The 19,703-nt window shown below is 70.3% G+C and carries 22 protein-coding genes and 1 tRNA gene; 9 read left to right on the plus strand and 14 right to left on the minus strand.

Annotated elements, in window-relative coordinates; translation table 11 throughout:
- Positions 1-20 precede the first annotated feature (20 nt).
- Together AB1285_RS03350 and AB1285_RS03355 are read right to left on the minus strand one after the other, a co-directional pair.
- A complete protein-coding gene (locus tag AB1285_RS03350; protein WP_370428411.1) occupies positions 21-1,724 on the minus strand; it encodes a helicase-associated domain-containing protein in 1,704 nt (567 codons plus the stop codon).
- A 10-nt stretch (positions 1,725-1,734) separates the two neighbouring features.
- Positions 1,735-2,010: a multidrug ABC transporter ATPase gene (locus AB1285_RS03355; protein ID WP_187662063.1), complete on the minus strand. Its 276-nt coding sequence runs from the start codon at positions 2,008-2,010 to the stop codon at positions 1,735-1,737.
- Positions 2,011-2,124: 114 nt separating this feature from the next.
- Between AB1285_RS03355 and AB1285_RS03360 the strand changes: the two genes are divergently transcribed.
- Both AB1285_RS03360 and AB1285_RS03365 read left to right on the plus strand, forming a co-directional pair.
- Complete coding sequence (locus tag AB1285_RS03360; protein ID WP_025105533.1) at positions 2,125-2,505, plus strand: cold-shock protein; 381 nt, start codon at positions 2,125-2,127, stop codon at positions 2,503-2,505.
- Positions 2,489-3,100 carry a DUF3027 domain-containing protein gene (locus AB1285_RS03365; RefSeq protein WP_280565672.1) on the plus strand — a complete coding sequence of 204 codons (612 nt, stop codon included), beginning with the start codon at positions 2,489-2,491 and terminating at the stop codon, positions 3,098-3,100. The genes AB1285_RS03360 and AB1285_RS03365 overlap by 17 nt, the downstream gene beginning before the upstream one ends.
- 9 nt (positions 3,101-3,109) lie before the next feature.
- Here the strand turns inward: AB1285_RS03365 and serC are convergent, their stop codons facing one another.
- Positions 3,110-4,222: a phosphoserine transaminase gene (gene serC / locus AB1285_RS03370; RefSeq protein ID WP_370428412.1), complete on the minus strand. Its 1,113-nt coding sequence runs from the start codon at positions 4,220-4,222 to the stop codon at positions 3,110-3,112.
- Between the two features lie 100 nt (positions 4,223-4,322).
- Between serC and AB1285_RS03375 the strand changes: the two genes are divergently transcribed.
- The 4 genes from AB1285_RS03375 to AB1285_RS03390 all read left to right on the plus strand — a co-directional run bounded on the left by AB1285_RS03375 (position 4,323) and on the right by AB1285_RS03390 (position 7,026).
- Positions 4,323-5,024: a metal-dependent transcriptional regulator gene (locus tag AB1285_RS03375; protein WP_025105536.1), complete on the plus strand. Its 702-nt coding sequence runs from the start codon at positions 4,323-4,325 to the stop codon at positions 5,022-5,024.
- A 344-nt stretch (positions 5,025-5,368) separates the two neighbouring features.
- A complete protein-coding gene (locus AB1285_RS03380; RefSeq protein WP_370428413.1) occupies positions 5,369-6,100 on the plus strand; it encodes a M23 family metallopeptidase in 732 nt (243 codons plus the stop codon).
- Positions 6,101-6,407: 307 nt separating this feature from the next.
- Entirely contained in the window at positions 6,408-6,905 is a 498-nt protein-coding gene (locus AB1285_RS03385) for an HNH endonuclease (RefSeq protein ID WP_060921795.1), read from the plus strand.
- A gap of 47 nt (positions 6,906-6,952) precedes the next feature.
- Positions 6,953-7,026 (plus strand) — tRNA-Arg (locus AB1285_RS03390).
- Positions 7,027-7,044: 18 nt separating this feature from the next.
- Here the strand turns inward: AB1285_RS03390 and AB1285_RS03395 are convergent.
- The 8 genes from AB1285_RS03395 to idi are packed head-to-tail and all read right to left on the minus strand — an operon-like array spanning position 7,045 to position 14,936.
- The gene (locus AB1285_RS03395; RefSeq protein WP_280565675.1) at positions 7,045-9,231 is read right to left on the minus strand and encodes an MMPL family transporter; all 2,187 of its coding nucleotides are present in this window, start codon (positions 9,229-9,231) and stop codon (positions 7,045-7,047) included.
- Positions 9,232-9,268: 37 nt separating this feature from the next.
- A complete protein-coding gene (locus tag AB1285_RS03400) occupies positions 9,269-10,159 on the minus strand; it encodes a prenyltransferase (RefSeq protein WP_268776763.1) in 891 nt (296 codons plus the stop codon).
- Positions 10,156-10,494 carry a lycopene cyclase domain-containing protein gene (locus AB1285_RS03405; protein WP_187662057.1) on the minus strand — a complete coding sequence of 113 codons (339 nt, stop codon included), beginning with the start codon at positions 10,492-10,494 and terminating at the stop codon, positions 10,156-10,158. Before AB1285_RS03405 ends, AB1285_RS03400 begins: the two co-directional genes overlap by 4 nt.
- On the minus strand, positions 10,491-10,835 hold the full coding sequence (locus tag AB1285_RS03410; RefSeq protein WP_259951522.1) for a lycopene cyclase domain-containing protein: 345 nt from the start codon (positions 10,833-10,835) through the stop codon (positions 10,491-10,493). The genes AB1285_RS03405 and AB1285_RS03410 overlap by 4 nt, the downstream gene beginning before the upstream one ends.
- Positions 10,835-12,427, minus strand: coding sequence for a phytoene desaturase family protein (gene crtI, locus AB1285_RS03415; protein WP_370428414.1), 1,593 nt, complete (start codon positions 12,425-12,427; stop codon positions 10,835-10,837). Before crtI ends, AB1285_RS03410 begins: the two co-directional genes overlap by 1 nt.
- A complete protein-coding gene (locus tag AB1285_RS03420; protein WP_370428415.1) occupies positions 12,424-13,332 on the minus strand; it encodes a phytoene/squalene synthase family protein in 909 nt (302 codons plus the stop codon). Before AB1285_RS03420 ends, crtI begins: the two co-directional genes overlap by 4 nt.
- On the minus strand, positions 13,329-14,402 hold the full coding sequence (locus tag AB1285_RS03425) for a polyprenyl synthetase family protein (protein WP_370428416.1): 1,074 nt from the start codon (positions 14,400-14,402) through the stop codon (positions 13,329-13,331). The genes AB1285_RS03420 and AB1285_RS03425 overlap by 4 nt, the downstream gene beginning before the upstream one ends.
- 12 nt (positions 14,403-14,414) lie before the next feature.
- A complete protein-coding gene (gene idi, locus AB1285_RS03430; protein WP_187662053.1) occupies positions 14,415-14,936 on the minus strand; it encodes an isopentenyl-diphosphate Delta-isomerase in 522 nt (173 codons plus the stop codon).
- Positions 14,937-15,011: 75 nt separating this feature from the next.
- Here idi and AB1285_RS03435 point away from each other — a divergent pair, with 75 nt between their 5' ends.
- A complete protein-coding gene (locus tag AB1285_RS03435) occupies positions 15,012-15,644 on the plus strand; it encodes a MarR family winged helix-turn-helix transcriptional regulator (protein WP_370428417.1) in 633 nt (210 codons plus the stop codon).
- 17 nt (positions 15,645-15,661) lie between these two features.
- On the opposite strand, the gene AB1285_RS03440 is transcribed toward AB1285_RS03435, so the two are convergent.
- Positions 15,662-16,024, minus strand: coding sequence for a histone-like nucleoid-structuring protein Lsr2 (locus AB1285_RS03440; protein ID WP_187662051.1), 363 nt, complete (start codon positions 16,022-16,024; stop codon positions 15,662-15,664).
- An 89-nt stretch (positions 16,025-16,113) separates the two neighbouring features.
- The gene (locus tag AB1285_RS03445; protein ID WP_187662050.1) at positions 16,114-16,974 is read right to left on the minus strand and encodes a LuxR C-terminal-related transcriptional regulator; all 861 of its coding nucleotides are present in this window, start codon (positions 16,972-16,974) and stop codon (positions 16,114-16,116) included.
- A 109-nt stretch (positions 16,975-17,083) separates the two neighbouring features.
- On the opposite strand from AB1285_RS03445, the gene AB1285_RS03450 reads away from it, so the two are divergent.
- Both AB1285_RS03450 and AB1285_RS03455 read left to right on the plus strand, forming a co-directional pair.
- Complete coding sequence (locus AB1285_RS03450; protein WP_060921784.1) at positions 17,084-17,431, plus strand: DUF485 domain-containing protein; 348 nt, start codon at positions 17,084-17,086, stop codon at positions 17,429-17,431.
- A complete protein-coding gene (locus AB1285_RS03455) occupies positions 17,428-19,065 on the plus strand; it encodes a solute symporter family protein (protein WP_187662049.1) in 1,638 nt (545 codons plus the stop codon). Before AB1285_RS03450 ends, AB1285_RS03455 begins: the two co-directional genes overlap by 4 nt.
- A 67-nt stretch (positions 19,066-19,132) precedes the next feature.
- Here the strand turns inward: AB1285_RS03455 and AB1285_RS03460 are convergent, their stop codons facing one another.
- Positions 19,133-19,645, minus strand: coding sequence for a methylated-DNA--[protein]-cysteine S-methyltransferase (locus tag AB1285_RS03460; protein WP_187662048.1), 513 nt, complete (start codon positions 19,643-19,645; stop codon positions 19,133-19,135).
- Positions 19,646-19,703 lie beyond the last annotated feature (58 nt).

Below are 19,703 nucleotides of genomic sequence, written 5' to 3' on the forward strand. Positions count from 1 at the left end.
GGCCCGTGGCTGCACGGGGCCTAGGTCGGGACGACGGTCGCGGCGCGTATGCTCGACACGGGCAGGGTGCGCTCGACATCGGCCGCCCTGTCCCTTCCCCGCAGCCGTCCGCCGCCGATCCCGGTGGCTTCGAGGAGAAGGTCCCTGGTGGATCCGTCCGGCATGCCGACCGTCACCCGCAGCACGGCCTTCGCGCGCACCGCCGCCTCCAGCTCCCTGTCCAGCCACGCGGCGTCCGCGTCGGGTCCCTGGCGTTCGCGCAGCCGCGCGATCAGCGGTGCGTAGTCGGGGGCGGGGGCGGGGTCGGGTACGGCAGCCGGGTGTCGCGTGCGTACAGCGACGGTCCCGTCGCGATCGACGAGGGTCGCGGGGTACCTGGCGTCGGTCAGCGCCCAGTAGACCGTGTCCTGCCCGACCTTGGTCGTCAGCGAGCCGACGTGCGCGGTGAGCCCGAGCGGCCGGAGCGACTGGTCGACCGCCATGGCTTCGAGGAGGTGCGCGTCCGTGCTCTCCACCCGCGTGCGCCCCGTCTCCTCGTCCACGGAGACCCGCACGAGTCCGTGGCGCTGGCCGGTCTGCGCGACGAGGTAGCCGAGGGGCTGCGGAATGCCCGTGAGTGAGATCTCGCCGAGGAACCCCAGGATCGAGGCCTCGTCCTCCCCTGCGGCGAACGCATGTGCGACCGACTCCGCGGTGAAGCGGTACGACGAGGCCTGGGAGGCGGACTCCCGACGGGCCATGGTCCGCAGCCGCACGTCCAGTGCAGGCTGCAGGGGGCCCGGCGCGATCGCGGTGAGGTCGTTCTGGAGGAAGATCCGGTCCACCTCCGCGGGTAGGAGCGCCGAAAGGGCGGAGGGATCGGCCGCCTCGCCGCGCCGCAGCGCCGCGGACCACGGGGGCTCGGAGCCGTCCTCCGCGATGAGGCCGAGAAGACGAGCGGCCTCGAACTGCCGAGCCGCCTCCTCCGGCCAGGCCGGATCCCAGGGATGGGCGAGGGGCCATTGACTCGGCGGCAGCCACCCTCCCGTCGCCGTGCGGATCCCGCGGGGGAGCGTGTCACGGAAGGCGGTGGCCAGGAGGTTCCAGCGTGCGGGCGCGGGGGAACGGAGCCAGTCCTCAGCGGCCGGGGTGGTGCGCAGCAGGCGCTCGACGGGAGCGGCGAGACCGGCGCGCACGGCGAGCGCCACGAGCGGATCGACGCTCTCGACATCGAGGCCCGTCTCGGTGAGCTGACGCTTCTGGCCCGCGCTCACCGCACCGCCCATGAGGAGGGTGAACGGCTGCTCCCTGGCGAGGAGCAGGATGTCGGCGAGCACGCCGACGGTGGTGAAGGCGCGCTCCGCGGCGTGCGCGGAGACGGACTCCTCCGCTGCCGGTGCGGGGGTCTCGTCGAGGGGAGCAGGCCGAGACCTCCCGGCCACCGCCTCGGCGACGGGCGGGTGCGGTGTGCCGTCGGCGCGGAGCAGGGCGAGCGCGGTCAGACGCTCGCGGCCGGCGCCGGCTCCGTCTCCCGCCACGGCGTCGACGAGCGCGGCGGCCTCCGCGGCGGTCAGAGCGGGCAGCGCACGGCCGATCGACGCGGCGTCCAGCAGGGCCTCGGCCGCGTCGAAGAGATCCTGCCAGGCGACATCGGGACGCACACCGCGCGCGGTCAGCAGCGCCGTCAGCTCGTCATCGCTCGCCGCGGCCAGGTCGTCGGCCAACGGGCGTGCGTGCGTGCTCATCGATGCGGCCTCAGCGACGCGACTCGGCGCGACCCTTCCGCACGAAGCTCATCACCAGCAGCGCGATGATCATGACGAAGGCGAGCGGCAGCCCCCAGTAGGGGATCGCGGCGATCACCGGCCACAGGCCCTCACCGAACGCGGCCCTGTCCATGCCGAGCGCGGTGCCGATGATGATGACGAAGAAGCAGATCACCGACGCGGCCGCGATACCGAGCGCGGTGAACGCCAGGATGCGGTCGATCCGACGGATGGGGACCTCCGGTCCGGGACTCTGCGTACTCATCCGCCCCAGCCTACTCGCACGCGCGGGAGCGGTTCCGTTCCGCCCGTGACCGGTAGGCTGGGGGACACGCGCACGAGCGCGCTCCGTCCGCATTCGATCCAGCGAGGTTCTCCCATGCCCACCGGCAAGGTCAGGTTCTACGACGAAGACAAGGGTTTCGGCTTCATCGCCAGCGATGACGGCCAGGACGTCTTCCTGCACGCCTCCGCGATGCCGGCCGGCACCGCGGTGAAGGCGGGTGCGCGCGTGGAGTTCGGCGTGGCCGACGGCAAGCGCGGTCTCCAGGCGCTGTCGGTCCGGGTGCTCGAAGCGCCGCCCAGTCTCGCGAAGGCGAAGCGCAAGCCCGCCGACGACATGGCGATCATCATCGAGGATCTCGTGAAGCTCCTCGACGGCATCGGCGGCGACCTGCGCCGCGGCCGCTACCCCTCCTCGAGCCACGGCCGCAAGATCGCGGCCGTCCTGCGCAAGGTCGCCGATGACCTCGAAGCCTGACGCCGACGCGCGGCTCGTCGAGGCGCACGACCTCGCGCTCGCCGCCTTGCACGAGATCACCCCTGCCGCCACGGTCGGACCGGCTGCCGGCTTCACGCCGGAGGAGGACGGATCCGTCTCCCTGCGATTCGAGAACCGGCTCCCCGGCTACCCCGGCTGGTACTGGACGGTGACGGTCGCCCGTGTCGAGGACGAGGAGCCCACCGTCCTCGAGGTCGAGCTGCTCCCCGGCGACGGTGCTCTGCTGGCCCCGGAGTGGGTGCCGTGGGCGGAACGCCTCGCCGAGTACCGCGCACACCAGGCGGAGCTGGCCGAGGCCGCCGCGGCCGGTGGTGAGCACGCCGACGGGGAAGAAGAGGACGCCGACGGCGACCTCGACGACGACGGCATCGACGATGACGAACTCGACGAGGACGGCTCCGACATCCTCCATGCCGGAGACCTCGACGGCGTGGACATCGACGAGCTCGACCCGTCCGATCAGGACGACGAGCTCGACGCGTCCGACGAGGACGACGAGGACGACGAAGCAGAGGACTCCGAAGACGACGACGCCGACGCCCGCGATGCGGACGCCGGCGACGAAGAGGAGTGAGGCGGACGCTCAGCCGCCCAGGTTCTCCTGCACGAAGTCGATGGCCCGGATGAGCTGACGCACGTCCTCCGGCTCGATCGAGACGAACGTCGCCACCCGCAGCTGGTTGCGGCCGAGCTTGCGGTACGGCTCGGTGTCGACGATGCCGTTGGCGCGGAGCGCCTTGGCGATCGCCGCGGCGTCGACGCTGTCGTCGAAGTCGATCGTCGCGACCACGGGTGAGCGGTGCGCCGGGTCGGTGACGAAGGGGGTCGCGACGGCGGACGCCTCCGCCCAGTCGTAGAGCGCCGACGACGACTCCGCCGTGCGAGCAGCGGCCCAGGCGAGACCGCCGTTGCCGAGGATCCACCGCAGCTGGTCGTCCAGGAGGAGCAGCGTCGTGAGCGCAGGGGTGTTCAGCGTCTGGTTGAGCCGCGAGTTGTCCACCGCGTGCTTCAGGCTCAGGAACTCCGGGATGTAGCGTCCCGAGGCGGCGATCCGCTCGATGCGGTCGATCGCGGCCGGAGACACGGCGGCGAACCAGAGTCCGCCGTCCGAGCCGAGGTTCTTCTGCGGGGCGAAGTAGTAGACGTCGGCCTGCGTCATGTCGACGTCGATGCCCCCCGCGGCGCTCGTCGCGTCGATCACCGTCAGGGCACCGTCTGCGCGGACGCGCTCGATCGGCGCGGCCACGCCGGTCGAGGTCTCATTGTGCGGCCACGCGTAGACGTCGACGCCGTCGACCGGTTCGGCCGCGCTCCGCGATCCGGGCTCGGCGGAGCGGACATCCGGCGCCTCGAGCCAGGGGGCTCCTGCCGCCTTGGCGAACTTGCCGCCGAACTCGCCGAACACGAGGTTCTGGCTGCGTCGCTCGATCAGGCCGAAGGCCGCGGCGTCCCAGAACGCCGTCGAGCCGCCGTTGCCCAGGATGATCTCGTATCCCTCGGGGAGACGGAAGAGAGCGGCGAGCTGCTCGCGGACGCTGCCGACGAGGTTCTTCACCGGTGCCTGGCGGTGCGAGGTCCCGAGGACGGAGGCCCCCGTCGTGACGAGCGCCTCGAGCTGCGCGCCGCGCACCTTCGAGGGGCCGCAGCCGAAGCGGCCGTCTGTGGGCAGGAGGTCACGGGGAATCTCGATCGCCATGGCTAGATTCTAGGGGGATCCCGCCGTTCCTCCCGTCCGCGACCCCGTCCGATGTCGCCGGAGGAATGTAGGCTTGCCTAAGAACTTCCGGAGGGCCCACATGACGGATCTGATCGACACCACGGAGATGTATCTCCGCACCATCCTCGAACTCGAGGAGGAGAACATCGTGCCGCTGCGGGCGCGCATCTCGGAGCGCCTCGGGCACTCCGGACCGACGGTCTCGCAGACCGTCGGTCGCATGGAGCGCGACGGCCTCGTCGTGGTGTCCGAGGACCGCACGCTCGAGCTCACCGACGCCGGCCGTCGCAAGGCCGTCGACGTGATGCGCAAGCACCGCCTCGCCGAGCGCCTGCTGTCCGACGTGATCGGGCTGGACTGGGCCTTCGTGCACGAGGAGGCCTGTCGCTGGGAGCACGTCATGAGCGAGCAGGTGGAGCGTCGTCTCGTCGAGCTGCTCGGGCACCCCACCGAGTCGCCGTACGGCAACCCGATCCCCGGTCTCGACCAGCTCGGCGACCTTCCCGCCCGCACCTTCGACGAGGGTGTGATCGGTCTCGTGCAGCGGCTGAACGCCGCAGGCGAGCCGGTCGAGGGGACGGTCCGCCGTCTCGCCGAGCCGGCCCAGGTCGACCCGGAGCTCCTGGAGCAGCTGCGTGACGCGGGCGTCGTGCCCGGGGCCCGCGGCGACTTCCGCTTCAACGAGGGCTATGTGCTCATCCAGATGGACGGCAAGGAGGAGGGTCTCGAGCTCCCCGTGGAGCTGGCCTCGCACATCTTCCTCGTCGGCGAACCGGCCTGAGAAGGCCTCACCGAGGATTGTCAGTTTCCCAGGGTGACATGATCGTTATCTTCCGGTAACCTCGGTCAGGTCCTCAGCGAAGAAGCCCGCTGGGGGCGAACCGCGAAGATCCGCCTTCCGGCTCGTCGTCTTCCCGACAGGGACGCACTCGAACCCGAGTAGTGCATCTCTGCCCTGGGGCAGAACGTCGACGGGCCAGCACCACCCGAGGTGCGAGGGCTCAGGAGGACCACGTTTTGGCCGCAGACATCGAACCGACCGCGAAGACATCTGAAGATCGAGTACCCGCCCGGCGCACCGGTGCACGGGTCAGTGCTCGGAAGATCGCAGCCCCTCTCCGGTCGGTGGCGATCTTCGGTGCTGTCGGCGCTCTCGTCGCCGCTGTCGCGCTGCCCGCCTACGCGGCGTCCAAGCCGACGGACGCCACGGCGCAGACCGTGCAGCAGCTCGCCGCGGTCGACGCGCAGTCGCTCGTCGTCGCGTCGGAGGCCACGGCCGCTCCGCTCGTGCGCGGTGCCTTCAGCGCGACCACGCCGGAGGAGATCGAGAAGAAGAAGGCCGAAGAGGCCGCCGCCGCCGCGGCGCGGGCCGCCGCTGCCGCTGCCTCCGCGTCCGCGTCCGCGTCCGCACCCTCGTCCGGCACCTTCAACACGGCCGGCTACGCACTCGTCGCTCCCGGCTCCGGCCAGGTCCGCTACCCGCTGCCGCTCGGCTCCTGGAACGTCAGCCGCACCGTCGGCGGCGGCCACAACGGCGCCGACATGCTCGCACCCGCCGGCACGCCGATCTACGCCGCCGCGGCCGGCGTCGTGCGCGCCTCCGCCGAGAGCATCGGCGGCTACGGCGTCGCCGTCATGTTGGACAGCGTCGTGGGCGGTCAGCAGGTCCAGACCACGTACGGACACATGCTCTACGGGTCGCGCCAGGTGCAGGCCGGGCAGACCGTCGCCGCCGGACAGCTGATCGGCTATGTGGGCAGCACGGGACGGTCGACCGCGAACCACCTCCATTTCGAGGTCTGGATCAACGGCGGCCTCGTCGAGCCGATGTCCTGGCTTTCCGTCAACGCCGGCTGACCGGGACACGTTCTCGAGCATTCATCTCCCGTTCCGCCCCGGTCCTCGCGGGATGGGTTAGCCTGAACCCGTCGTCATACAGGCGGGAGAGGCTGATGGAGCGAACACCGAGCATCCGAACCATGGACGCTCTCGGTCGTCACGTCCTTCGGCATTGCCCGCAGGGATGCCGCGGTGCTGCCGCGCGCGAAAGGCGCCGTCTGTAGACGGCGCCTTTTCTCGTCCCTGCGAACACTCCTCCTCCTGCACGACGTCGTGTGAGTCGAGAGTGCCGGGAAGCCGTCCCGGCGGATCGAGAGGATGACGAATGCGCACACTGGTCCTGAACGCCGGATACGAGCCCTTGGCGATCGTGTCCTTCAAGAGAGCCCTCGTCCTGGTCATGAACGACAAGGCGACGGTCATCGAGAGAGTCGAGGACGACCCCGTCTGGGGAACCCACGGCGTCTACGATCGCCCGGCGGTGATCATCCTCTCCCGCTACGTGCGCGTCCCCCTCAGCCGTCGCGTGCCGGTCACCCGTCGCGGCGTGTTGCGGCGCGACGGGCATCGCTGCGGATACTGCGGCAAGGCCGCGGCGACGATCGACCACGTCCTGCCCCGCTCGCGCGGCGGCGCGGACTCCTGGGAGAACCTCGTCGCCTGCTGCCTGCGCTGCAACAACCTCAAGAGCAACCGCACGCCGCAGGAGATGCGGTGGCAGTTGCGGTTCACGCCGCGCCCGCCGCACGGGACGGCGTGGACGGTGCGCGGGGTGGAGCGCAGCGATCCCCGCTGGGAGCCCTACCTCGCCCTCGCCGCGTGAGAGCCAGCGCGAGGGCGCACAACCGTGGTCCCGTAGACTGGCTGTGCGCCCTCGTAGCTCAGCAGGATAGAGCAGCCCTCTCCTAAAGGGCAGGTCGCAGGTTCGAATCCTGTCGAGGGCACTCCCGCTTCCGCATGCGTCAGGGCTGCCCGCGCCGCCACAGCTTCGACGGCCACCAGATGCTCTTGCCGATGTCGTAGGCGAGTGCCGGCACGAGGAGCGAACGCACCACGAACGTGTCCAGCAGCACGCCGAACGCGACGATGAACGCGAGCTGCACGAGGAAGAGGATCGGGATCACCGACAGTGCCGCGAACGTCGCCGCCAGCACCAGCCCGGCGGAGGTGATGACGCCGCCGGTGATGGAGAGCCCGCGGAGGATGCCCTCCCTCGTCCCGTGCTGCTTCGATTCCTCCCGCACCCTCGTCATGAGGAAGATGTTGTAGTCGATGCCCAGGGCGACGAGGAACACGAAGCCGTAGAGCGGGACCGCGGGGTCGGCACCGGGGAAGTCGAAGATGCCGTTGAACACCAGCGCCGAGACGCCCATCGCCGTACCGAAGGACAGCACCGTCGTGAGGATCAGCAGCACCGGCGCCAGGATCGAGCGCAGGAGCAGCATCAGGATGATCATGATGACGACGAGGATCACCGGGATGATGAGGTTGCGGTCGTGGATGGACGCGTCGTTCGTGTCGATCGAGGTGGCCGTCACCCCGCCCACCACGGCTCCGATGTCGTCGAGCTCTCCGCGCAGCTCGCGCACGGTGGAGGCGGCCGCGGCGGAATCGGCCGCATCCGTCAGCGTCCCCTGCAGGAGCACCTGGCCGTCGACCGTCGTGGGCTCCGGAGCGGGGGTCCCGGGAGGGCCGACGGCCGTGATCCCGTCCGTCGTCACCGGGGCGGACCCGCTCGGGGAATCGGCCGCGGTGACGGTCACCCCGTCGATCCCGTCGTTCGCGAGGAGCACGTCGGCGGCATCCTGCAGGCGGTCCTCGTCCACGATCACGGAGACGGGGCTCCCTGAGCCGCCGGGGAAATGCTCACCGAGTGCGACCTGACCGTCGCGCGCCTCCGACGCTCCGAGCACGAGGTCGGACTGCGGGACGCCCTGTGCGTCGAGCTGTGTGACGCCGGCCGCGCCGGCGAGGAGGACGAGGGTGGTCGCGATCCAGATGACGCGGGGGCGCTTCTTGATGAGGCCCGACAGTCGCGCCCAGAGGCCGGTGGTGCGCATGCCGTGCTCCTCGGCCACGACCTCGGGCTCGAACCGGGGACGCCGGGGCCAGAAGACCGCGCGTCCGAACAACAGCAGCAGCGCGGGCAGGAGCGTGAGGGCCGAGAGCATCGCGAACACGATGCCGATCGCCGCGACCGGGCCGAGCGTGCTGTTCGACTTCAGGTCGCTGAGCAGCAGGCACAGGAGTCCCGCGATCACGGTGCCCCCGGAGGCGACGATCGGTTCGACCGATCCCTTCCACGCGGCGAGGAGGGCGACGCCCTTGTCCTGCGCGACCCGCAGCTCCTCCCGGAACCGCGCGACGAACAGGAGCGCGTAGTCGGTGGCGGCGCCGATCACGAGGATGAAGAGGATCCCCTGGGTCTGCCCGCTGAGCAGCAGGATCTCCCATTTCGCCAGCCACCACACGACGAGGAGCGCGACGCACAGCGCGAACAGGCTCGTGGAGAGCACGACGAGCGGCAGCAGGAACGAACGGTAGACGAGGACGAGGATCACGAGCACGGCGAGCAGCGCGACACCGAGCAGGAGTCCGTCGATGCCGGCGAACCCGGCGGCGAGGTCGGCTGTGAAGCCTGCCGGCCCCGTGATGTAGACCGTGACGTCGTCCGGTACCGCCGCGCGCAGCTCGTCGCCGAGAGCGGCGGTGGCATCGCTGAGCTCGGCGTCGCCGTCGATCGGGATGAAGGCCTGCACGGCCCGGCCGTCCTCGGAGGGGAGCGCGGGGGAGACGTCGTCAGTGACCCCCTCCACGTCCGGGGCGTCCGCCACGGCGGCGGAGATCGCCTCGAGTTCGGACGGCGTCAGCTCCTCCTCGGAGGTGAAGACCGCGATCGCCGGGATCGCGTCGCTGTCGGTGAACTCACCGAGGAGCTGCTGCACCGTCGTGGCGTCCGCGGACTCCGGCAGGTACGTCGTCTGATCGTTGGACGACACCTCGTCGACCTTGCCGAACAGCGGACCGCCGAAGGAGGCACCCGCCAGCCACACCAGGATGAGGGCGACCGGGAGGAACACGCGCAGCCAGGAGTGGCGTCGGGTGCGCTCGCGGGTCGGCGGCGTCGGTGCGGGGGCGGGGCGGGACATCGGGGTCCTTTCGGGAGAGGGGGCGGGGCGCGAAGGGTCAGGAGACCCAGGCGAGGATGAGGATCATCGTGGCGAGGAAGCCGGCGATGTAGTTGAGTGCGATGAACCGGCGCCAGGCGCGGTTGGTCCCGGCCGACGTCTCGTCGGTGACGTTCCACCACGGCGCGGCGTTGACGATGTAGGGCAGCGCCAGCACGGCGGCGAGCGGTCCCGGCCACGGGGTCAGCAGCATCGCACCGCCGGCGACGGCCCACAGCACGAGGGAGAGCCGGACGGTCGCCCTCGCGCCGATCACGGTCGCGATGGAGGAGATGCCACCCTCGCGATCGGGCCCGATGTCCTGCACGGCACCGAACGCGTGAGCGGCCATGCCCCAGAGGAAGAACGCGACGAGCACGAGGACGCTGGTCGTGGTGACGGGCGCTCCGGCGAGGGAGAGGCCGACGAGGGCGGGGCTGACGAAGTGCATGCTGGAGGTCACGGAGTCCAGGAACGGGCGCTCCTTGAAGCGCAGCACCGGAGCCGAGTAGGCGAGGACGGCGAAGACACTCACGGCGAGCCACAGCCACGACGCCGGGGTGCCGACGGCGAAGAGGTAGACCAGGAACGGTACGTTCGTGGCGGCCGCCGCCCACAGCGTCGCGCGGTGGATGCGCGGGGACAGCAGCGCGCCCTCGATCCCGCCCTTGCGGGGGTTCGCCAGGTCGGAGGCGTAGTCGAAGACGTCGTTGATGCCGTACATCGCGAGGTTGTACGGCACCAGGAAGTACAGGGTGCCGATCACGAACGTCGCGTCGATCTCCCTGGTGCTCAGCAGGTAGGCGGCGGCGAAGGGGAAGGCCGTGTTGATCCAGCTGATCGGCCGGGACGAGAGGAGGATCTGGGCGATGTCGTGGCCGATGCCGCCGCGGGAGGTCTTCTCCGTCATGCGTGCTCCTCCCGGTCTGCGGCGGTGCGCGTCCGGGATCGGCGCGCGCGCAGGGCGGTCCACAGCGCGGGGAGCAGCAGCACCCCGGCCAGCGGATACGCGAAGTCCTCGAGCGGCGCGAGACCGATGTGCACGCCGGCGAGCTGCGTCGGCGCGTAGTGGAACAGCCCGGTGGCGATCATGACGGTGTCGAACACGGCGGTCAGCACGAGGAGAGCGAGCGCGGTGAGCGTGAGGGCGCCGAGGTGCGGGGTGCGCCGCGCTCCGACGCAGAGGGCGACCGCGGCCAGAGCGGCGACGGCGAGGAACACGGCGGACAGCTGCAGGTAGGTCATCGCGCCGCTCCCTCCCCGGCGCTGACCCGACGGCGATCCAGAAGCCGGACGGCGCCGCCGTAGAGCACCATCGTGCAGACGACGAGGAAGATCAGGAAGATCGGCTCCTCCAGGGGCAGCTCCGGAGCCAGGACGATACCCGTGGCGATCGCCGCCTCGCCGCGGAAGAAGATCCCCGCCGCGATGCCGGCCACGTCCCAGACGAGGAAGAAGGCGAGTCCGACGATCGTGACGATGGCCGCCGACACGGCATCCCGCCAGAAGAAGAGACGGAACCGCCAGTCGAGCAGCAGCATGCAGCCGAGGGAGACGAGCAGGGCGGTCAGGTAGATCGCGCCCATCATGCCTTCTCGGGTGTGGGGGTTCGGGTGGCCGGCTCCGGCAACGGGCCGGGCGAGTGGTCGCCTCGGATGCGCTTGAGCACGATCTCGGCGCTGATGAGGCACATCGGCACGCCGACGCCGGGCGCGGTGGTCGCTCCGGCGTAGTACAGCCCCCGCACGCGCCGGGAGGCGTTCTGCGCGCGGAACATGGCGCTCTGCGAGAGGATGTGCGCGGGGCCGAGCATCCCGCCCCGCCACGAGTGGTAGTCGTCGCGGAAGTCGGCCGGACCCACCGTCTCCCTGACCACGATCCGCTCGCGCAGGTCGGGGATCCCCGACCACGCTGCGATCATGTCGATCGCGGCGTCCGCGGCCTTCTCGACCTTCGGCGATCCGGCGCCGTCGCTCCCGCCGTGGCCGAGCTCGACGTCGGCCGGGACCGGGATCAGGACGAAGAGGTTCTCGTGCCCGTCCGGCGCGACCCCCGCGTCCGTCGCGCTGGGCCGACAGACGTAGGTGGACGCCGGCGTGGGGACGCCGGGGGTGCGACCGAAGATCGCGTCGAAGTTCGCATCCCAGTCGTCGGTGAAGAACAGCGAGTGATGGGGGAGCTCGGGCAGGGTCCCGCGGACGCCGAGCATCACGAGCACGCCGCCGGGCCCGCTCGTGCGCCGCGCCCACCAAGACTCGGGGTAGGACTGCAGGGTGGGCGGCAGGAGCGCCGTCTCGGTGTGGTGCAGATCGGCGCCGGAGACGACGATGTCCGCGTCCTCGACGTGCTGATGGCCGTCTCGATCCGTCCAGCCGACACCGGTCACGTGGGTCGCACTATCCGCGTCCTGCGTGCGGATCCCGGTGACCTCGGCACCCGTGACGATCCGCGCGCCGGCATCCTGGGCCAGCGTCGCCAACCGCTCGACGACACGCCAGAAGCCGCCCTGCGGATACAGCACGCCCTGGTCGAGGTCGAGCGCGCTCATCAGGTGGTACATCGCCGGCGCCGTCCGCGGGTCGGTGCCCAGGAAGACGGCGGGGTAGCCGAGGATCTGCCGCAGCACCGGGTGCCGGAAGCGCCGGGCGGCGAAAGCCTGGAGGCGGGTGCCGAGCAGCGAGAACAGTCGCGGCAGCGCGCGCACCACCTCGGGAGCGGCGAGCGTCCTGGTGCGGGTGAACGGGTTGTAGAGGAAGTACCGCCTCGCCATGGAGCCGGCATCGTGGGCGGAGGCGAGATAGGTCTCGAGTGCCGCGGCGGAGCCCGGTTCCATCGACTCGAACAGCGCGGACACGGCTTCCCGCCCGGCGGGCACCGTCACGGGGTCGTCGCCGGACTCGGGCGAGCGGAAGACGCGGTACCCCGGATCCAGCAGCGTCAGGTCGAGCTGCTCCTCGGTGGTGGTCCCCATCATCGCGAAGTAGTGGTCGAAGACCTCGGGCATGAGGTACCACGACGGGCCGGAGTCGAATCGGAAACCATCGCGCTCGATGGTGCCCGCCCGTCCGCCGACGCGGTCGTTCTTCTCCAGCACCACGACGTCATGTCCGTCGCGCGCGAGCAGCCCGGCCGTGGCCAGACCGGCCACGCCCGCGCCGATGACGACGACGCGGCTCATCGGTCCCGCTCCAGGGCCGTGACGAGGACGGCGCGCGCAGCGAGCAGCGCCTTGATCGGGTCCGGCACGCGCACCCGGCGGCGGTACAGCTCCGCAGCCGGCGTGCGTGCGACGCGGTGCGTCAGAGCGGCGAAGAGGGCGAGGGCGCTCCGGACAGCGGCACGGGCGTCCTTCGGGAGCAGCGGGATCGCGGCTCTCGCGTCGGCGAGCTGACGGTGGACGGTGTCGACCCAGGCGTCGCGGTCGGCGTCGGCGAGAGGTTCCGTGCCGCCGAGGTAGCCGCGCTGCAGGCGGTCGGTGTCGTCGGCGAGGTCACGGAGGAAGTTCACGTTCTGGAACGCGGCGCCCAGCCGACGCGCTCCGCGGTCGAGGATGTCGAGCTCCGCCGGCGTCCGCGTGGCGTCGCGCAGGAAGACCCGCAGGCACATCAGGCCGACGACCTCCGCCGAGCCGTAGACGTACGCGGCGTGTGCGTCGGCGTCATAGGCCGTGAAGCCGGACGGGCCGGCGATGTCGGCCCTCATCGAGTCGAAGAACGGCTGGGTGAGGTCTTCGCCGATCCCACACTCGCGCGCCGTTCGCGCGAACGCATGCAGGATGAGATCGCTGCTGTAGCCGGTCCGCATGGAGCGATGGGTCTCCGTGATGTAGGAGTCCAGGGCCGCGGCCTGTGCACCCGCATCGAGTCCGGCCTCGGCGGCGACGCCGTCGACGATCTCGTCCGCGATGCGCACCATGGCGTAGATGTTGCGCACGTGCTGGCGATGGCGTCGCCCGAGAAGACGCGTCGCCAGTCCGAACGACGTCGAGTAGGTGCGGATGACGTCGGATGTCGCGATCTCGGCAGTCCGGCTGAAGCGTCGCAGCGCCGCGTCGTCGCGGGGCTCGGAAGGGGTCGCGGTCATCGGCTGCGGCCCTCGATCCGGTCGGCCAGAGCGAGGATGATGCGTCCGGCGTCGGCCGAGAGCGTGCCCGCCTCCTCGGCTTCCGCCAGGACCGTCGACACGGCCGCGAGCTGCTCCTCCACGAGTCCTCGGACGAATCCCTCCGCGCCGCACTCGCGGAGGCGGTCGCGCATCTCCGCCGCGTCGTCGATGCTGAGGTCGTTCTCGCCGAACCGCAATTCGATGCCGGGCCAGTGGCTGGTCATCCGGGCGTACGCGATGATCGCGGTCTCCTTGCCCTCGCGGAGATCGGAATACGGGTCCTTGCCGTGAGCGTCCGGGTCCCCGAACACCGACAGCAGATCGTCCTGCAGCTGGTAGGCGAGACCGAGGTGGCCGCCGATCTCGGTCAGCTGCTCCTCGGCGGCGGTCGGAGCGCCGGACAGGATAGCCGCCGCGCGGAACGGGAGGACGAACGAGTAGGCGGCGGTCTTCGACGCGCTGGTGGCGAGGATGGTGCGGAGGTCGGCCGCGATGATGCCGTCGCTGAGGGCGACGTCGGAGTGCTCCCCGGCGACGGTCTCGAACACGGTCGTCTCGAGGAGAGCGAGGAGCCGCTCCCGTCGCGGCGCGGGGACGTCGGCACGGGCGAAGCCGAGCACGGCGGTGGAGAGCAGGAGGTCTCCGAGGAGGATGGCGCTCGAGCGGCCCCAGTGCAGCGCCGTATCGCCGGCCTCGTCGGGGCGACGGGAGACCAGGGAGCCGATGAGATTGGGACGGCGGCGGCGGGTGAGGTCGCCGTCGATGACGTCGTCGTGCAGGAGGAACGCGAAATGCAGCAGCTCGACATGAGCGGCCACGTCGATCGCCCGCGCCGTGTCCTTCTCCGTGAGGGGGGTCGTGGCGAGTGCGGACAGCAGGTCCATGAGCATGCGCGGGCGCAGGAGCTTCCCGCCGAGGGCGTGCTCGGCGGCCGTGTGCCACAGGGCGGCGAACTCTGCCCCGTAGTGCTCGGCGGCGGCAGTGCGCTCGGCGAACCGTCGTCGCAGCACCGCCTCGATCCTGGTGCCGAGGTCTTCTTCTGTCACCATGACCGCCATGGCTCAGACCTCCCCGTGTCGACGGAGGAGAGGGAGCTGCTCGGCGAGCCAGGGGCTGAAGGCGAACGGGGTGCGGATGACCGCGGCGAGCAGGTCATCGACATCGACCCACTCCCACTCCGCCACCTCGTCCGGGTTCGCCGAGGGCTGCTCGTCGACCACCGCGACGTGCACCGGACAGATCTCGTTCTCCACGATGCCACTCGCGTCCACGGCGCGGTAACGGTAGTCGGGGAGAGCGAGGCGGATCTCGGTCACCTGGATACCCAGTTCGTCGGAGCCGCGCCGTCGCACCGCGTCGGCCATGTCCTCGCCGGGCTGCGGGTGCCCGCAGAAGCTGTTGGTCCAGACCCCGGGCCACGTGCGCTTGCCGAGCGCGCGACGCGTGACGAGGAGGCGTCCCTCTCGATCCTGCACATAGCAGGAGAAGGCGAGGTGGAGAGGAGTGTCGGTCGTGTGGACTTCGCTCTTGGGCAGGATGCCGACGGCAGTCCCGTCTTCGGCGAGGAGTGTGACGTTGTCCATGGCGTCCTCTCGTCGTTTAGCTAACCTGGCGAAATATCAACTTAGCATGAAGCTGTTCGTGTGTAACATGATCGCATGCCCTCCGAGCCCTGCACCACCCCGGTCGCCCACGCGACGGCGGCGGCGGAGCGGGACGAACTCGCTCAGGGGTCCATCTATGACGTCGACGCCAGCGACCCGCGCAGTACGCTCGTCGATCGCTCGGGCGTCGCCCCGGAGGATCTGCGTCAGATCGGACGCCTCATGGAGGCGCTCGGCGGGCTGCGCGAGGCCGAGCAGCGTCTCTCGCAGGCGTCCCGGCGCTACATGCAGCTGAACGAGACCGACATGCGCGCGCTGCACTACCTGATCGTGTGCGACAACCGAACGGTCGTGGCGACGCCCAGCGGCATCGCCCACCATCTCGGGGTCTCCACCGCCGCGACGACGAAGTTGCTCGACCGGCTGGAGAAGGGTGGGCACATCCGGCGCTCGCCGCATCCCACCGACCGACGAGCCCTCGCGATCACCATCACCCCCGAGACCAGGCACGCCGCGATGGAGACGGTCGGGCGGCAGCAGGCCAAGCGCTTCTACGCGGCGGCGCGTCTGTCGGCTGCGGAGCGAGAGGTCGTGATCCGCTTCCTCCTGGACATGACGGAGGAGATCACCCTCCGCGATGAGGCGTGGGCGCTCGATGGTGCGAAAGAAGATCCCGCCCGACCGTGAGGTGGGGCGGGACCGGGTCAATGCGCGGCGCGGTAGGCCTCGAGGATGGGAGCCGGTACGCGACCCCGCTCCGAGAGCGTGTAGCCGTTCTCCTTCGCCCAGGCGCGGATCGCGGCGACCTCCGGGTTGCGTGAGGGCCGCTTCCGCGACGAGGACGAGGACGAGGACCGTCCTCCGCTTGACGCCGCTCCCGATCCGGCCCGACGCCCGGCCGTGATGTAGGGCTCGAGTGCCTGTCGCAATTCCTCGGCGTGCGCGGAATTCAGATCGATCTCGTAGGAGGTGCCGTTCAGCGAGAAATGCACGGTCTCGCCTTCCCCGACCTCCAGGACGGTGCCGTCGATGTCGTCGACCAGCTGGTGCACAATTCGTCTCGCCATGGGGCCGACTTTATCGCGGGTGCGGGAATGCGCACAACAAAGGCCGTTTCGTCATGGCGAACAATGACGCAGCCGCCGAGAATGTCGATTCAGGGGAGAAGGCCGGCGCGACGCGCTTTGGTCACGGCGGCATGCCGCGTCGACGCATCCAATTTCGACATCGCGGTGCCGAGATAGGCCTTGACCGTCCCTTCCCGCAGACCGAGGTGCGCGGCGATCTCCGCATTCGTCGATCCCAGGGCGGCGCAGGCCAGGACATCCGTCTCGCGCGGGGAGAGGTGGACGACGGGGAGCGGGCCGGTCGTGGTCGTCGGCAGGTCGTCTCCGGCGAGGGTCAGCAGTCGGCGCTCGACCTGCGCCAGCCGCGCGCGGATGCCGGCGTCGTCGACGGTCGCGGCGATGCTGCGGAGCTCGGCGAAGCTCTCCCGCAGCTCCTCGCGCTGTGCCGGCGCGACCGCTGCGGGTGTCGGCGATGCGGCGCGGAGGCGCCGCTGCACCTCGTCGCGGATGCGCAGCTCGTCAGCGACGGACTGGGCGACCTGCATGGCCGGGGCCGTGGTCACGCCGCCGATCCTCTCCTCCGCCCACGCGCCGGCATAGAGCACGCCGCGAGGGCGGCCCTGGACGACGATCGGCAGGGCGAGCAGGGTCCGCAGGCCTTCGCCGAGGACGAAGACGTCGTAGTCGTGGGTGATCTGGCGGGAGGAGCCGTAGTCGCTCGTCATCCGCGGACGCAGCTCCATCATGGCCCGCCCGCCGAGACCGCGCTCGGGGCGTACGCGGAGACCGTCGAGAGCGCGTGTGCGGGCTCCGACGATGCTCGTGACGCTCACGACGCCCTCTTCGATCAGCCCACCGAACGCCACCGGGAAGCGCGTGCGCCGCGCCAGCTCGCGCACCGCGTTGGCGACGAGCTCCGCCTCGGGTTCGACGGTGATCGGAGAGCTCACGAATACCTACTTTCGGGGGTGACGGCGGTGTTCCCCGTTTCGTAGCGTCGACCCTACCACTCGGGCGGCGACGGCCGCGCGTGCAGCGGACATGTGGCAAGGAGGCCCCATGAGCGAACAGGTTCCGACCCCTCAGAACGGTGCGATCGATTACGTCGCCGTCGAGCAATCCCCTCGATTCCTGCGGTTGAAACGGACGCAGCGGTCATTCATCTTCCCCCTCGCCGCGTTCTTCCTGGTGTGGTATTTCGTCTACGTGCTGCTGGCCGCATTCGCCCGCGATTTCATGGCGCAGCGCGTATGGGGGGATATCACCGTCGGGCTGCTTTTCGGGCTCGGGCAGTTCGTGACGACGTTCGCCATCACGATGGCATATGTCGCGTTCGCCAACAGGAAGCTCGATCCGTTGGCGTCGGAGATCCGTGAAGAACTCGAGAAGGCGCAGGCCGACGCATGAGCATCATCCGCACGGCCACCGAGGATGTCGCGCTCGACATCAACCCGGTGTTCAACATCTCGATCTTCCTGGCCTTCGTCGCGGTGACATTGTTCATCGTCATCCGCGCCAGCAGGAACAACAAGACCGCCGCCGATTATTACGCGGCGGGGAGGTCCTTCACCGGACCTCAGAACGGATTCGCGATCGCGGGCGACTATCTGTCCGCCGCATCCTTCCTGGGCATCTGCGGTGCCATCGCGATCAACGGCTACGACGGATTCCTGTACTCCATCGGCTTCCTCGTCGCCTGGCTGGTCGCTCTGCTGCTGGTGGCCGAACTCATGCGCAACACGGGCAAGTTCACGATGGCGGATGTGCTCTCGTTCCGGTTGCAGCAGCGGCCGGTGCGGATGGCGGCGGCGATCACCACGCTCGCGGTGTGCTTCTTCTACCTCCTCGCGCAGATGGCCGGGGCAGGCGGTCTCGTGTCGCTGCTCCTGGGGATCGACGGGAGGGTCGGGCAGTCGGTCGTCATCGCCGTCGTCGGCATCCTCATGATCGTCTACGTGCTGATCGGCGGTATGAAGGGCACCACCTGGGTGCAGATCGTCAAGGCGGTGCTGCTGATCGGCGGCGCCCTCGCGATGACCATCTGGGTCCTCGCGATCAACGGCTTCAGCCTGAACACCCTGCTGGAGGCCGCCGTGGCGAACTCCGACAAGGGAGAGGCGGTGCTGGCGCCCGGCCTGCAGTACGGCGCGAACCCGTGGGACTTCCTCTCGCTGGGGATGGCCCTGGTGCTCGGCACCGCGGGCCTGCCGCACGTGCTGATGCGCTTCTACACCGTGCCGACGGCCAAGGAGGCGCGGCGTTCGGTGGTGTGGGCGATCTGGCTGATCGGCGGCTTCTACCTGCTGACGCTCGTGCTCGGCTACGGCGCCGGCGCGCTCGTCGGCGCCGACGTGATCGCGGCGGCACCCGGGGGCGTGAACTCCGCGGCTCCGCTGCTGGCGCTCAAGCTCGGCGGTCCGGTGCTCCTCGGGTTCATCTCCGCGGTGGCGTTCGCCACGATCCTCGCCGTCGTCGCGGGACTCACGATCACCGCGGCGGCGTCGTTCGCCCACGACATCTACGCGAACGTCATCCAGAAGGGACGCAAGGACGCGGAGGGGAAGCCCGTCGAGCCCGATCCCAACGGCGAGGTGCGGGTCGCCCGTCGGACGGTGATCGTCATCGGCATCCTCGCGATCGTCGGTGGCATCGGGGCGCAGGGGCAGAACATCGCCTTCCTCGTGGCCCTCGCGTTCGCCGTGGCGGCGTCCGCCAACCTGCCGACGATCCTCTACTCGCTGTTCTGGCGCCGGTTCACGACGCGCGGTGCGGTGTGGAGCATGTACGGCGGGCTCGGCTCGGCGATCATCCTCATCATCCTGTCGCCCGTGTTCTCCGGCACGCCCACCTCGATGATCCCCGGCATCGACATCGCCATCTGGCCGCTGAACAACCCGGGCATCGTCTCGATCCCGCTCGGGTTCGCGCTCGGCTGGCTCGGGACGATCACCAGCACCCGGCGGGAGTCGCCCGAGCTGGCGGCCGAGATGGAGGTGCGCTCTCTCACCGGCTTCGGGGCGGAGAAGGCCGTCGATCACTGACGCGTCACCCCCTCGGGTGCGGGCCCGGCGGCCTACTCGCCGGGCCCGCACCCGAGGAGCGGGGGGCTCACCGGGACTCGAGGTCCAGCAGGAACCTCTTCCGTTCCGGGTGACCGCCGTAGTGCCCTGCGGAGCCGTCGGACCGCACCACCCGGTGCACGGGCACGATGAGGGAGAACGGTGTGAGCCGACAGGCGGTGCCGACGGCCCTGGCCGCTCCGGGGTGGCCGGCGAGGACCGCGACCTCCCCGTAGCTCAGTGTCTGTCCCCACGGGATCTCGCAGACGGTGCGCAGCGCCGCCCGGTGGAAGCCGTCCACGAGGCGCCAGTCGAGAGCGACATGCTCGTCGAAGCGCACGGGCTCTCCGTCGAAGTACGCCTCCAGGAGCGGGACGAGCTCGTCGGCAGCTCCGGGCACGGGCTCCGGGACGGCGCCGAGCTGCCGAGACACGCCCTCCAGCAGCCAGGGCACCTGCGGATCCGCGGACTCGGACAGATCGAAGCGCACGATGCCGTCGTCGGAGAAGACCGCGAGGGCGTCGCCGAAGGGCGTCGGAGCGAAGTCGTAGCGGAAGGTCATGTCCCCATCCTGACCGTCCGGGTCGACAGCGGAGAACCGGTCGCCGGGTCCGTCGCGC

This window comes from Microbacterium sp. NRRL B-14842, assembly GCF_050470785.1.

Excerpts from the sequence above, each read along its gene's own strand:
- AB1285_RS03355 (WP_187662063.1), bottom strand. The coding sequence starts at position 2,010 with ATGAGTACGCAGAGTCCCGGACCGGAGGTCCCCATCCGTCGGATCGAC.
- AB1285_RS03400 (WP_268776763.1), bottom strand. The coding sequence starts at position 10,159 with ATGACGGAGAAGACCTCCCGCGGCGGCATCGGCCACGACATCGCCCAG.
- AB1285_RS03455 (WP_187662049.1), top strand. The coding sequence starts at position 17,428 with ATGAGCATCATCCGCACGGCCACCGAGGATGTCGCGCTCGACATCAAC.
- AB1285_RS03410 (WP_259951522.1), bottom strand. The coding sequence starts at position 10,835 with ATGGGCGCGATCTACCTGACCGCCCTGCTCGTCTCCCTCGGCTGCATG.
- AB1285_RS03385 (WP_060921795.1), top strand. The coding sequence starts at position 6,408 with ATGCGCACACTGGTCCTGAACGCCGGATACGAGCCCTTGGCGATCGTG.
- AB1285_RS03365 (WP_280565672.1), top strand. The coding sequence starts at position 2,489 with ATGACCTCGAAGCCTGACGCCGACGCGCGGCTCGTCGAGGCGCACGAC.
- AB1285_RS03460 (WP_187662048.1), bottom strand. The coding sequence starts at position 19,645 with ATGACCTTCCGCTACGACTTCGCTCCGACGCCCTTCGGCGACGCCCTC.
- idi (WP_187662053.1), bottom strand. The coding sequence starts at position 14,936 with ATGGACAACGTCACACTCCTCGCCGAAGACGGGACTGCCGTCGGCATC.
- AB1285_RS03425 (WP_370428416.1), bottom strand. The coding sequence starts at position 14,402 with ATGGTGACAGAAGAAGACCTCGGCACCAGGATCGAGGCGGTGCTGCGA.
- AB1285_RS03375 (WP_025105536.1), top strand. The coding sequence starts at position 4,323 with ATGACGGATCTGATCGACACCACGGAGATGTATCTCCGCACCATCCTC.
- serC (WP_370428412.1), bottom strand. The coding sequence starts at position 4,222 with ATGGCGATCGAGATTCCCCGTGACCTCCTGCCCACAGACGGCCGCTTC.
- AB1285_RS03350 (WP_370428411.1), bottom strand. The coding sequence starts at position 1,724 with ATGAGCACGCACGCACGCCCGTTGGCCGACGACCTGGCCGCGGCGAGC.
- AB1285_RS03405 (WP_187662057.1), bottom strand. The coding sequence starts at position 10,494 with ATGACCTACCTGCAGCTGTCCGCCGTGTTCCTCGCCGTCGCCGCTCTG.
- AB1285_RS03440 (WP_187662051.1), bottom strand. The coding sequence starts at position 16,024 with ATGGCGAGACGAATTGTGCACCAGCTGGTCGACGACATCGACGGCACC.
- crtI (WP_370428414.1), bottom strand. The coding sequence starts at position 12,427 with ATGAGCCGCGTCGTCGTCATCGGCGCGGGCGTGGCCGGTCTGGCCACG.
- AB1285_RS03395 (WP_280565675.1), bottom strand. The coding sequence starts at position 9,231 with ATGTCCCGCCCCGCCCCCGCACCGACGCCGCCGACCCGCGAGCGCACC.
- AB1285_RS03420 (WP_370428415.1), bottom strand. The coding sequence starts at position 13,332 with ATGACCGCGACCCCTTCCGAGCCCCGCGACGACGCGGCGCTGCGACGC.
- AB1285_RS03435 (WP_370428417.1), top strand. The coding sequence starts at position 15,012 with ATGCCCTCCGAGCCCTGCACCACCCCGGTCGCCCACGCGACGGCGGCG.
- AB1285_RS03360 (WP_025105533.1), top strand. The coding sequence starts at position 2,125 with ATGCCCACCGGCAAGGTCAGGTTCTACGACGAAGACAAGGGTTTCGGC.
- AB1285_RS03450 (WP_060921784.1), top strand. The coding sequence starts at position 17,084 with ATGAGCGAACAGGTTCCGACCCCTCAGAACGGTGCGATCGATTACGTC.